Here is an 11,729-nt window from a genome sequence, read left to right on the forward strand (position 1 = left end):
CCTGGCCCTCGTGGCAGAACCAAGGGACGTAGTCCGCATCCCGGATGCGAAGGTCGCCCTGTCGACGGCTTCCGTCTACCCGGAGTCGACGGCGACGGCCTTCGAGATCGCCGCACGCCTCGGGTACGACGGCGTCGAAGTCATGGTGTGGACCGATCCGGTCAGCCAGGACCTCGACGCGCTGCGCAGACTCAGCGACTACCACCACGTGCCGATCCTCGCCGTGCACGCCCCCTGCCTGCTCATCACGCAGCGGGTGTGGTCCACCGACCCCTGGGTCAAGCTCCAGCGCGCCCGTGCCGCCGCGGAGCGGCTCGGCGCGAGCACCGTCGTCGTCCACCCGCCGTTCCGCTGGCAGCGCCAGTACGCCCGGGACTTCGTCGGCGGCATCTGGCGGATGGCGAACGAGACCGACGTGCGGTTCGCCGTCGAGAACATGTACCCCTGGCGCTACCGCGACCGCGAGATGCAGGCGTACGCCCCCGACTGGGACGTGACGAGGGACGACTACCGCCACTTCACGATCGATCTCAGCCACGCCGCCACCTCCCGCAGCGACGCCCTCGACATGCTCGCCCGCATGGGCGACCGCCTCGGCCACGTCCACCTCGCCGACGGCAGGGGCTCGGCGAAGGACGAGCACCTCGTCCCCGGCCGCGGCAACCAGCCCTGCGCCGAGGTGCTGGAACGCCTCGCACACACCGGCTTCGACGGCCACGTCGTCATCGAGGTCAACACCCGTCGCGCCATGTCCAGCGCCGAACGTGAGGCCGACCTCGCCGAGGCCCTGGCCTTCACCCGCCTGCACCTGGCCTCGTCGGGTCCGCCGGGCTCGCCGGGCTCGCCGGGCCCGGCGGCCTCGGCGGCGAAGGCGCACCGGCGATGAGCGACAGCGCCGGGGGAGCCCGGGAGGCTGCCGGGGAGCCCCGGGATGCCGCCGTGGTGACCCGGGGTGCCGCCGGGGGAGCCCGGGAGGCTGCCGGAGAGCCCCGGGGCACCGCCGGGGAGCCCCGGGACGCCGCCGGAGAAGCCCGGGACGCCGCCGGAGCGACCCGGCGCCGGGGCCGCCCGCCGCGCACGGAGTCCGCCGGCACCCGCGACCGCATCCTCACCGCGGCCCGCGAGGAGTTCTCCGAGCGCGGCTACGAGAAGGCTTCCGTACGCGGCATCGCCAAGGCGGCGGGCGTCGACCCGGCGCTGGTGCACCACTACTTCGGCACCAAGGAGCAGGTCTTCGAGGCGGCGATCGAGGTCGCCTTCGCGCCCGTCCGCGGAGCCCCCGAGACCATCGGCGACGGTTCCCCTGAGGGGGTCGGCGAGCGGCTCACCCGCTTCTTCTTCGGCCTCTGGGAGGACCCGGCCACCCGTACCCCGCTGCTGGCCGTCGTCCGCTCCGCCCTGAACAACGAGACCGCCGCCGCCGTCTTCCGCCGTCTGATCGCCGCCCAGCTGCTGCGCCGCATCGCCGTCCAGCTGGACCTGCCGGACGCCGAGCTGCGCGCCGAACTGGCGGCCGCCCAGCTGGTCGGGTGCGCGGTGCTCCGGTACGTGATCAGGGCGGAACCGCTGGCCTCGGCGGACCCGGAGCAGATCATCGCGCGCCTGGCACCGGTCGTGCAGAGCCACCTCACCGGACCCTGAGGCCTCCGCCGGGTGCCGCCGCCGTCGGGGGCGGGGAGACGCGTATCCCGCATTCCGGACGCACTGTCCCGAACCCTGGAAGACCGGCGTACGCTCGACGGCAGTCATTACTCCCCCTACGAGCGAGGCGAGCGACGATGCCCGAGCTGAGGTCCCGCACAGTCACCCACGGCCGCAACATGGCGGGCGCCCGCGCCCTTATGCGCGCCTCCGGTGTACCCGGCGCGGACATCGGACGGAAGCCGATCATCGCGGTCGCCAACAGCTTCACGGAGTTCGTGCCGGGCCACACGCACCTCGCCCCGGTCGGCCGGATCGTGAGCGAGGCGGTCGTCGCCGCCGGCGGCATCCCGCGCGAGTTCAACACGATCGCCGTCGACGACGGCATCGCCATGGGCCACGGCGGCATGCTCTACTCCCTGCCCTCCCGCGACCTGATCGCGGACAGCGTGGAGTACATGGTCGAGGCCCACTGCGCGGACGCCCTGATCTGCATCTCCAACTGCGACAAGATCACCCCGGGCATGCTCAACGCCGCCCTGCGGCTGAACATCCCCACGGTCTTCGTCTCCGGCGGTCCCATGGAATCCGGCCGCGCCACCCTGGTCGACGGCACGGTCCGCACCCTCGACCTGGTCGACGCGATGGTCGAGGCGGCCAACGACAAGGTCTCCGACGCGGACGTCCTGCGCATCGAGGAGAACGCCTGCCCGACCTGCGGCTCCTGTTCCGGCATGTTCACCGCCAACTCGATGAACTGCCTGACCGAGGCCATCGGCCTCTCCCTCCCCGGCAACGGCTCGGTGCTGGCCACCCACACCGCCCGCAGGGCGCTCTACGAGAACGCCGCCCGCACGGTGCTGGACCTGACCCGCCGCCACTACGAGCAGGACGACGACTCGGTCCTGCCCCGCAACATCGCCACGCCCGCGGCCTTCGGGAACGCCATGGCCCTCGACATCGCCATGGGCGGCTCGACCAACACGATCCTGCACCTGCTGGCCGCCGCCCAGGAGGCGGAGGTGGCCTTCGGCCTCACCGAGATGGACGCCCTCTCGCGCCGCGTCCCGTGCCTGGCCAAGGTCGCGCCCAACGTCGCCAAGGACCGCACGTACTACATGGAGGACGTGCACCGAGCCGGCGGCATCCCCGCCCTCCTCGGTGAGCTGCACCGCGCCGGCCTGCTCAACGAGGACGTCCACTCCGTGCACAGCCCGTCCCTGGCCGACTGGCTGAAGACCTGGGACGTGCGGGGCGGCTCCCCCTCCCCGGAGGCCGTGGAGCTGTGGCACGCGGCCCCCGGCTGCGTCCGCTCCGCCGAGGCCTTCTCCCAGTCCGAGCGCTGGGACTCCCTGGACGAGGACGCCGAGGGCGGCTGCATCCGCTCCGCCGAGCACGCCTACTCCGAGGACGGCGGCCTCGCGGTCCTGCGCGGCAACCTGGCGGCCGACGGCTGCGTCGTGAAGACGGCCGGCGTCGACGAGTCCATCTGGACCTTCGAGGGCCCGGCGGTCGTCTGCGAGTCGCAGGAGGAGGCCGTCGACAAGATCCTCACCAAGCAGGTCACGGAGGGCGACGTCGTCGTCATCCGCTACGAGGGCCCCAAGGGCGGCCCGGGCATGCAGGAGATGCTCTACCCGACGTCGTACCTGAAGAGCCGCGGCCTCGGAAAGGCCTGCGCCCTGGTCACCGACGGACGCTTCTCCGGCGGCACCTCGGGCCTGTCCATCGGCCACGCCTCGCCCGAAGCGGCCGCCGGCGGCACCATCGCCCTCGTCGAGGACGGCGACCGCGTCCGCATCGACATCCCGAACCGCTCCATCGAGCTGCTGGTCGACGACGCCGAACTGGCCCGCCGCGAGCAGGCCCTCAACGGCAGGTACGCCCCGAGGAACCGCGACCGCAAGGTCTCCGCGGCCCTGAAGGCGTACGCCGCGATGGCGACGAGCGCCGACAAGGGCGCCATCCGCGACGTGAGCCGGCTGGGCTGACGCCCGTACGACGGGACCGCGGCCGGAAGGCCTACCAGGCGGCGGGGTCCCGCCCCGCCACGCCGAACACGGTCCCGTCCGGCGCCCCGGCGTAGACGTGGCCGCCCGCGAGCAGCGGCGCGGGCAGTGACGCGGGCACCCGGTCGGAGTCGGCGCCGAGCCGCGGCCGGGTCTGCCCGAGAAGCCTGCCCTCGTGGGCGTCGACGCCCAGCAGCCGCCCGTCGGGGGCGGTGACGTACACGTGCCGGCCGTCGGAGACGGGTGCCGAGCCCCGGCTCACGCCCGTCTCCAGCCGCCACTTCTGCTTCCCCGCCGCCAGGTCGACGGCCACCAGCGAACCGCCCGCGCCCATGAGGTACACGGTGTCACCGTGCACACCGGCCACCGCCTGCTGGACCGGTACGGGCAGGTCGACCCGGCGGGTCGCCCCGGTGGCGGGCGTGTAGCCGACCACGGCCTTCGCGTCGCCGTGGGCCGCTCCTTCGGGGACGAGGTACACGGACCCCTCCGCCGCCCCCACGAGCGTCAGCGTCCCCTCCAGCTCCGCGTCCCACCGCACGTCCCCGCTCGCCGGGTCCACCGCGGTGACCCGGGTCCGCTCCCCGTCCGCGGTCCGGCTCGTGGCATACGCCGCAGGCCGCCGCTCCCCGGCGAACGAGGTGAAGTACGGCACGGACTGCCCGGCGATCCGACGGGCCCACCGGGTCCGCCCCGAGGCGCTGTCCACGCCCGTGACCATGCCGTCGGCGCGGGTGAGCAGGAGCATGTCGCCGACGCACCGCAGTCCGTCGTACGCGGGCGTGTCCTCCCGCCACACCGGTTCACCCGTGGCGGGGTCGAGCGCCTCCAGAGCACCGAGCAGCCCGACGGAGGGCTGCACGAGCCCGCCCGACACGACCGGCGGTTCGCTCCGTACGGCCTCCTCGACGGCGTGCCGCCACAGGATGCCGCCGTCGGCCGGATCGACGGCGAAGACCAGGCCGGGCCGCGCGCACAACAACCGTCGTACCGCGTACGAGCACTGGGGCATGCCACCGCCCTCCGCCGGCACCGTCTCCCACGTGCCGAAGCCGTCCGGCGCACTCCGCGCGGCGGGCGTCCGGCGCGCCGGATCGGTGCCGCCGAGCACCTGGACCGAGACCAGCCCGCCGAGCACGGCGAGGCAGAGCGCACCGGCCACGAGCCCCGTCCGCTTCCCGAGCCGCCGTACGGACGGTCCGGCGGGAGCCTCCGCCGGGGCCTCCGGGGCCGCGTCCGCCCGCGTCTTCGAAGCCACGCCGGTCTCCGGGGCGGACGCTTCCTCCGCCTGCCGCACCGGGACGGGGACGAACACCTGCGTGTCGTAGGCCGCCGCCGCCGACCGCAGCTCACGCATCACCTCGTCCGGCGTGGGCCGGTCGTCCGGCTCCTTGGCGAGGCACCGCAGTACCAGCGGCGCCAGCGTCTGCGGCAGGCCGGTCAGGTCGGGCTCGTCGTGGACGACCTGGTAGGCGACGACGTACGGACTGTCGGAGTCGAACGGCCCGCGTCCGGTCGCCGCGTGCACCATGAGCGACCCGAGCGCGAAGACGTCCGCGGCGGGCCCCACCTCCCGGGGCCGCCGGAACTGCTCGGGCGCCATGAACGGCGGCGTCCCGATCAGCTTCCCGGTCTCCGTCCGCAGTTCGCTGTCCTTCGGCCGGGAGATGCCGAAGTCGATGACCTTCGGCCCGTCCTCGGCGAGCAGCACGTTGCTCGGCTTCAGGTCCCGGTGCACGACCCCGACCCGGTGGATGTCCCGCAGGGCCTCGGCGAGCCCGGCCATCAGCCGACGCAACTGGTCCTCGTCCATGGACCCGTTCCGCTTCACCTGCTCCGAGAGCGTCGGGCCGGGAATGTGGAGCGTGGCCATCCAGGGCCGCCCGGCATCCGGATCGGCATCGACGACCGGTGCCGTGAAGGCTCCGCTCACCCGCCTCGCCGCGGCGACCTCCTGCCGGAACCGCCCCCTGAACTCGGGGTCCTTGGCGTACGCCGCATGCACGATCTTCACCGCGACCCGCATCCCGGAGGTGCTCCGGGCCAGATGCACGACGCCCATGCCCCCCGAGCCGAGACACGACTCCAGACGGTAGTGACCGACGTACTCCGGAAGTTCCGCTTCCGCGCCCGCTCCAGCGTTTCGCTGCGGCGCCATGGAACCACCCCCGTGCTTCTCGTTCGGGCGCGCGACGCTCGGAGCCTAGTCGATGGTGCGAACGGGACCGAGGCGGCTTGCTAGCCTCCGCGTGCGAGGTGCGAACTGGTGTTTCGCGGCTCGTTCCATGGGAATCACAGTGGCCCCACGACACCCGTGGGGTTCAACGGGGGAGGTTTTTCATGTCCGTCGACCAGGTCATGGACATCGGGGGCGAGGACGAGAAGGAGGCCGTCGCCACTGCCGCGGCCCTGCGCTCCTACGCCGTCGCGCCGGGCTACCGGCTGAACGTCCGCAGCGGCCCCGGCACCCAGTACTCCGTCGTGCGCGTCCTCCCCGAGGGCGCCAGGGTCCTGATCAACTGCCAGACCCCGGGCACCCGCGTATCGGGCCCGTACGGCACGTCGAACATCTGGGACGGCATCGGCAGCGGCGAGTACGTCTCGGACACCTACGTGCAGACCGGCAGCGACGGTTACGTCGCCCCGCGCTGCGCCTGATCCCCCCCGGAGCCCGCGGCACCTCCGGCGCCATAATCGACCCGTGAGCGCAGAGAACGGTACGAACGGCATCCCGGACACCCCCGCGGGCTCCGCACCTCCCGCCGGCCCCCGCCCCGAGCCCCTCAGGTTCTACGGCACGACGTGGGTCGACCACGACGACGGCTACGCCGCCCGGCGGGCCGGCCTGTCCGTGGGCTCCCTCGCCGCTGCGGCCGCCGCCTGCTTCGTCCTCCGCATCGCCTACCAGGGCCTCCAGATCGCCGAGGTCGGCAGCTTCGTCTCGCTGCTGATGACCGTCATGTTCGCGGTCTGCAGCGCCCTGGCCTTCCGCCACACCTGGTCCGGCTTCACCAGCCGTCCCGACCCCGACCGCCAGGCCTCCCTCCGCGGCCTGCTGGCCATCGGCTTCGTCGGCTCCCTCCTCGCCTACTTCCTCCGCACCTTCACCGAGGCCCCGGGCGAGAAGCTCCACCGCGCCGAGTACGAGAAGGCCCGCGCGGACTACGAGAAGCGCACCACCCGCCGTTCGGGCAACCCGTCGAAGAAGCGCCGACGCCGCTGACCCGCACCGCACCCGGGTAGCGGCGACCACCCACCCTCCGCGTCCCGAGCGGCGCCCGGCATCCGCTCGTCACCCGCTGGCCGGACGCCCCGACGCCACGGCACCGTCACTGCTGCCCCCCACCCGAACGGCCCTCGGCGCCCGCTCTCCGGCACCCGTCCGGCGGCTCCGCCCCGGCACCCGCCCCCGTCGCCTCCCTCACCGCGCCACCCCCGAGGCCACCATGGCCGCGCCTCCGCCGGAGCCCCCGCGCCGCCCCCAGGTCACCCGCGCCACCCGAGCCCACTCCTCCAACGCCGCCGCGGCCCAGTACGCCGCCAACCGCCCCTCCTGCCCGTCCGTCCGCCTCGACGCGCTGGAACAGCTCGCCGGCCGGCTCCCGCGGCGTGGGCATCGGCGCCGGCACGGGCATCGCCACCGCCCGCACGCGCGCGGCGCCGCCACTTCGGCCCCGAACCCCGCCTCCAGCTCGCCGGGCCCCCACCCGCGACCGCTTGACGGCACCTGGGCGGGAGAGCATTATTCATCACATGATGAATTACATCTCCCGCCCACCCGGCGACCAGGAGACCGCCCCCGCCGTCCGTGCCGAGAACCTCACGGTCGTCCGCGGCTCCCGCACCGTCCTGCGCTCCCTCGGGTTCACCGTCCCGCGAGGCCGCATCACCGGCCTCCTCGGCCCGTCCGGCTGCGGCAAGTCGACCCTGATGCGCGCCGTCGCCGGCACCCAGGCCGGAATCACCGGCACCCTGGAGGTCCTCGGCCGCCCGGCCGGCCACCCGGCCCTGCGCACCCGCATCGGCTACGTCACCCAGGCCCCGTCCGTCTTCGACGACCTGACCGTCCGCCAGAACCTCGACTACTTCGCCGCGATACTCGCCCCCGGCCGCGCCTCCTCCGACCGCCGCCACGAGACCGTCACCCGCGCCCTCGCCGACGTCGACCTCACCCCCCACGCCGACGCCCTGGCCGGCACCCTCTCCGGCGGCCAGCGCAGCCGTGTCTCCCTGGCCGTGGCCCTCCTGGGCACCCCCGAACTCCTGGTCCTCGACGAACCGACCGTCGGCCTCGACCCCGTCCTGCGCCGCGACCTGTGGGCCCTCTTCCACTCCCTCGCCGCCGACCGCGGCGCCACGCTCCTCGTCTCCTCCCACGTCATGGACGAGGCCGAGCGCTGCGACCGCCTCCTCCTGATGCGCGAGGGCCGGGCCCTCGCCGACGACACCCCCGACGCCCTGCGCACCCGCACCGGCTCCGAGACGGTCGAGGAGGCCTTCCTCCATCTGGTGGACGAGGCGACCGCGACGACCCGCGCGAAGGAGACCAGCCGATGAGCACGCCGACCGCCCCCACGGCCCTGCACCCCGCCCCCACCCGCCCCCTGAGCCCTGCCCGCACCACAGCCACCGCGGCCCGCGTCCTGCGCCAGCTGGCCCACGACCCGCGCACCATCGCCCTGCTGCTCCTGATCCCCTGCGTGATGCTGTTCCTGCTGCGCTACGTCTTCGACGGCAGCCCGCGCACCTTCGACGACATCGGCGCCTCACTGCTCGGGATCTTCCCGCTGATCACGATGTTCCTGGTCACCTCCATCGCGACCCTGCGCGAGCGCACCTCCGGCACCCTCGAACGCCTCCTGGCCATGCCCCTGGGCAAGGGCGACCTCATCGCGGGCTACGCCCTCGCCTTCGGGGCCCTCGCCCTCGTCCAGTCGGCACTCGCGACCGGCCTGGCCGTCTGGTTCCTGGGCCTCGACGTCACGGGCAGTCCGTGGCTCCTCCTCCTGGTCGCGTTGCTGGACGCCCTCCTCGGCACCGCACTCGGCCTCTTCGTGTCGGCCTTCGCGGCCTCCGAGTTCCAGGCGGTGCAGTTCATGCCGGCCGTGATCTTCCCCCAGCTGCTCCTCTGCGGCCTGTTCACCCCGCGCGACAAGATGCATCCGGCACTGGAGACCGTCTCCGACGTCCTGCCGATGTCCTACGCGGTCGACGGCATGAACGAGGTCCTGCGCCACACCGACATGACGGCCGCCTTCGTACGGGACGTCCTGATCGTGGCGGGCTGCGCCCTCCTCGTCCTCGCCCTGGGCGCGGCCACCCTCAGACGCCGTACGGCATAGCCCGCGGCGGTGACGACCGGCATCCCGTCCAGTGGACGCCCCGCCCCCCAGCGTCCCCGCGGTGCGAGGATGACGGCAGACGACGCATCCCGGAGGGAACCCCAGGAGGGCACCGAAAACCATGACCCAGAAAGTCGCAGTCCTCGGCACCGGCAAGATCGGTGAAGCCCTGCTCAGCGGAATGATCGGAGCCGGCTGGGCCCCCGCCGACCTCCTGGTCACCGCCCGCCGCCCGGAGCGGGCCGACGAACTCCGCGCCCGCCACGGTGTCACCCCCGTCACCAACGCCGAGGCCGCCAAGTCCGCCGACACGCTGATCCTGACGGTCAAGCCGCAGGACATGGGCACCCTCCTCGACGAACTCGCGCCGCACGTCCCGGCCGACCGCCTGGTCGTCAGCGGCGCGGCCGGTATCCCGACGTCCTTCTTCGAGGAGCGCCTCGCCCCCGGCACCCCGGTGGTCCGCGTCATGACGAACACCCCGGCCCTCGTCGACGAGGCCATGTCCGTCATCTCCGCCGGCACCCACGCCACGGCCGGCCACCTCACCCACGCCGAGGAGATCTTCGGCGCCGTCGGCAAGACCCTGCGCGTCCCCGAGTCCCAGCAGGACGCCTGCACCGCCCTCTCCGGCTCCGGCCCGGCGTACTTCTTCTACCTGGTCGAGGCCATGACCGACGCCGGCATCCTCCTGGGCCTGCCCCGCGACAAGGCCCACGACCTGATCGTCCAGTCCGCGATCGGCGCCGCGACCATGCTCCGCGACAGCGGCGAGCACCCGGTCAGGCTCCGCGAGAACGTCACGTCCCCCGCGGGCACCACGATCAACGCCATCCGCGAACTGGAGAACCACGGCGTCCGTGCCGCCCTCATCGCGGCCCTCGAAGCCGCCCGCGACCGCAGCCGCGAACTGGCCTCCGGCACCAAGGACTGACGCCCCGGCGGCGAGGCCACGACGCGCCGGCGCCCGGCACCGCGCCTCGCCACCGGTCCCCGCGGCTACCCGGCCGCGTCCGCGGGAGGCAGCAGCCCGATCGCCCGGTAGGCGGCGTCCACGGTCGGCCGGGCCATGGCACGGGCCTTCTCCGCGCCCTCCCGCAGCACGTCCTCCACATGTCCGGGATCGGCGCACAACTCCTTGTGCCGCTCCCGGACCGGCCGCAGCACCTCGATCACGGCCTCCGCGGTGTCCTTCTTCAACGTGCCGTACGAGTCGTACGCACCCGCCAGCCCGGCCGGCTCCCCGCCCGTGCAGGCCGCGAGGATCTCCAGCAGATTCGCGAGCCCCGGCCGCTCCTCCCGGTCGTGGACGACGTCCCGCCCGCTGTCGGTCACGGCCCGCATGACCTTCTTCCGCACCACGTCCGGCTCGTCCAGGAGGTAGACGATCCCCGGCCCGGCGTCGTCGCTCTTCCCCATCTTCGACGTGGGTTCCTGCAGGTTCATCACCCGCGCCGCCACCGCCGGACTCGTGGCCCGCGGCACCGTGAACGTGTGCCCGTACCGCTGGTTGAACCGGACCGCCAGGTCCCGCGCCAGTTCCACGTGCTGCGCCTGGTCGTTCCCGACCGGCACCTCGTCCGTCCCGTACGCCAGGACGTCGGCCGCCATCAGCACGGGATACGTCAGCAGCGACAGCCGCACACTCCCGCCCCGCCCCTGCTCCCGCGCGGCCTTCTCCTTGTACTGGATCATCCGCCGCGTCTCCCCGTCGGTGGCGACGCACTCCAGTACGTACGACAGCCGCGCGTGTTCGTCCACGTGGCTCTGCACGAACACGGTGCACAGGCCGGGGTCCAGCCCCGCCGCCAGCATCAGGGACGCGGCCTGGCGGCTCAGCCTGCGCACCCGCGCGGGATCGTGGTCCACGGTCAGCGCGTGCAGATCGACGACGCAGAACAACGCGTCCGACCGGTGCTGGTCCTCCACGGCCCACCGCCGCAGGGCCCCCAGATAGTTCCCCAGCGTCAGGTGCCCGGTCGGCTTGACCCCACTGAAGACCCGTGTCATCCCTCTACCTCCTGGTCAGGACCGCCGCCCGCCGGCCGCCCCTCCTGGAGGGAGATACGAGAACGGCCGCCGGAGCGGCGGCCGTCGCGTGCATACGTGACTACGGCCGCCGACAGGCGGCCCACCAGCACTGGGTGCACGTACGCGTCATCACGCCGTCCACGGTACGCCTCCGGAGGCCCCGGGACCCGGGGTTTGACACGCCCGCCCCGCGCTCGTAGTGTTCTCCGAGTTGTCCGACGTGAGCGCCGATCCCGGTCGGTCCCCGGACAGCGATTCCGCAAGTACCCACCACTCTTCGACGAACAGTCGTGTTGTCGGCGTCGTCGTCGTGCCGGTGCGTGTGTGTTTACGGAATGAGGAATCCACGTTCGAAAGGACGCGGCCCCGATTAGCTCGGGAGCCGGGAATCCGCTAGAGTCTCACCTCGTTGAAACGGCCCAACAGCCGCGGATACACCCCCTTCTGACGGGGAATCGGAGCCCGAAAGGATCTGATAGAGTCGGAGCCGCCGGAAAGGGAAACGCGAAAGCGGGAACCTGGAAAGCGCCGAGGAAATCGGATCGAAAAGGATCTGATAGAGTCGGAAACGCAAGACCGAAGGGAAGCGCCCGGAGGAAAGCCTGAGAGAGTCTCTCGGGTGAGTACAAAGGAAGCGTCCGTTCCTTGAGAACTCAACAGCGTGCCAAAAGTCAACGCCAGATATGTTGATACCCCGACCTGATCG

At 72.8% G+C, this 11,729-nt stretch carries 10 protein-coding genes; 8 read left to right on the forward strand and 2 right to left on the reverse strand.

The genetic code is table 11. The features are described from left to right. Positions 1-10 precede the first annotated feature (10 nt). The 3 genes from ACVV2G_RS32060 (at position 11) to ilvD (ending at position 3,632) form a co-directional block, all read left to right on the forward strand. Entirely contained in the window at positions 11-886 is an 876-nt protein-coding gene (locus ACVV2G_RS32060; RefSeq protein WP_453846304.1) for a sugar phosphate isomerase/epimerase family protein, read from the forward strand. Next, complete coding sequence (locus ACVV2G_RS32065) at positions 883-1,641, forward strand: TetR/AcrR family transcriptional regulator (protein WP_453846305.1); 759 nt, start codon at positions 883-885, stop codon at positions 1,639-1,641. The genes ACVV2G_RS32060 and ACVV2G_RS32065 overlap by 4 nt, the downstream gene beginning before the upstream one ends. Positions 1,642-1,778: 137 nt before the next feature. Beyond that, positions 1,779-3,632 (forward strand): dihydroxy-acid dehydratase, encoded by a 1,854-nt coding sequence (gene ilvD / locus ACVV2G_RS32070; RefSeq protein WP_453846306.1) that lies wholly within the window; start codon positions 1,779-1,781, stop codon positions 3,630-3,632. 31 nt (positions 3,633-3,663) lie between these two features. On the opposite strand, the gene ACVV2G_RS32075 is transcribed toward ilvD, so the two are convergent. Then, a complete protein-coding gene (locus tag ACVV2G_RS32075) occupies positions 3,664-5,808 on the reverse strand; it encodes a serine/threonine-protein kinase (protein ID WP_453846307.1) in 2,145 nt (714 codons plus the stop codon). A 182-nt stretch (positions 5,809-5,990) separates the two neighbouring features. Here ACVV2G_RS32075 and ACVV2G_RS32080 point away from each other — a divergent pair, with 182 nt between their 5' ends. The 5 genes from ACVV2G_RS32080 to proC all read left to right on the forward strand — a co-directional run bounded on the left by ACVV2G_RS32080 (position 5,991) and on the right by proC (position 9,926). Then, positions 5,991-6,308: an SH3 domain-containing protein gene (locus ACVV2G_RS32080; RefSeq protein WP_453846308.1), complete on the forward strand. Its 318-nt coding sequence runs from the start codon at positions 5,991-5,993 to the stop codon at positions 6,306-6,308. 43 nt (positions 6,309-6,351) lie between these two features. After that, the gene (locus ACVV2G_RS32085; protein WP_453846309.1) at positions 6,352-6,873 is read left to right on the forward strand and encodes an EamA/RhaT family transporter; all 522 of its coding nucleotides are present in this window, start codon (positions 6,352-6,354) and stop codon (positions 6,871-6,873) included. A 530-nt stretch (positions 6,874-7,403) separates the two neighbouring features. Continuing rightward, positions 7,404-8,207: an ABC transporter ATP-binding protein gene (locus ACVV2G_RS32090; RefSeq protein WP_453846310.1), complete on the forward strand. Its 804-nt coding sequence runs from the start codon at positions 7,404-7,406 to the stop codon at positions 8,205-8,207. Then, positions 8,204-8,992 (forward strand): ABC transporter permease, encoded by a 789-nt coding sequence (locus ACVV2G_RS32095; RefSeq protein WP_453846311.1) that lies wholly within the window; start codon positions 8,204-8,206, stop codon positions 8,990-8,992. Before ACVV2G_RS32090 ends, ACVV2G_RS32095 begins: the two co-directional genes overlap by 4 nt. Positions 8,993-9,113: 121 nt before the next feature. Further along, entirely contained in the window at positions 9,114-9,926 is an 813-nt protein-coding gene (proC, locus tag ACVV2G_RS32100; RefSeq protein WP_453846312.1) for a pyrroline-5-carboxylate reductase, read from the forward strand. A gap of 65 nt (positions 9,927-9,991) precedes the next feature. On the opposite strand, the gene trpS is transcribed toward proC, so the two are convergent. Next, entirely contained in the window at positions 9,992-11,002 is a 1,011-nt protein-coding gene (gene trpS, locus ACVV2G_RS32105) for a tryptophan--tRNA ligase (RefSeq protein WP_453846313.1), read from the reverse strand. Between the last annotated feature and the right edge of the window lie 727 nt (positions 11,003-11,729).

It is taken from the genome of Streptomyces sp. JK94 (genome assembly GCF_053613315.1).

Excerpts from the sequence above, each read along its gene's own strand:
- proC (WP_453846312.1), top strand. The coding sequence starts at position 9,114 with ATGACCCAGAAAGTCGCAGTCCTCGGCACCGGCAAGATCGGTGAAGCC.
- ilvD (WP_453846306.1), top strand. The coding sequence starts at position 1,779 with ATGCCCGAGCTGAGGTCCCGCACAGTCACCCACGGCCGCAACATGGCG.
- ACVV2G_RS32075 (WP_453846307.1), bottom strand. The coding sequence starts at position 5,808 with ATGGCGCCGCAGCGAAACGCTGGAGCGGGCGCGGAAGCGGAACTTCCG.
- trpS (WP_453846313.1), bottom strand. The coding sequence starts at position 11,002 with ATGACACGGGTCTTCAGTGGGGTCAAGCCGACCGGGCACCTGACGCTG.
- ACVV2G_RS32065 (WP_453846305.1), top strand. The coding sequence starts at position 883 with ATGAGCGACAGCGCCGGGGGAGCCCGGGAGGCTGCCGGGGAGCCCCGG.
- ACVV2G_RS32095 (WP_453846311.1), top strand. The coding sequence starts at position 8,204 with ATGAGCACGCCGACCGCCCCCACGGCCCTGCACCCCGCCCCCACCCGC.
- ACVV2G_RS32090 (WP_453846310.1), top strand. The coding sequence starts at position 7,404 with ATGATGAATTACATCTCCCGCCCACCCGGCGACCAGGAGACCGCCCCC.
- ACVV2G_RS32080 (WP_453846308.1), top strand. The coding sequence starts at position 5,991 with ATGTCCGTCGACCAGGTCATGGACATCGGGGGCGAGGACGAGAAGGAG.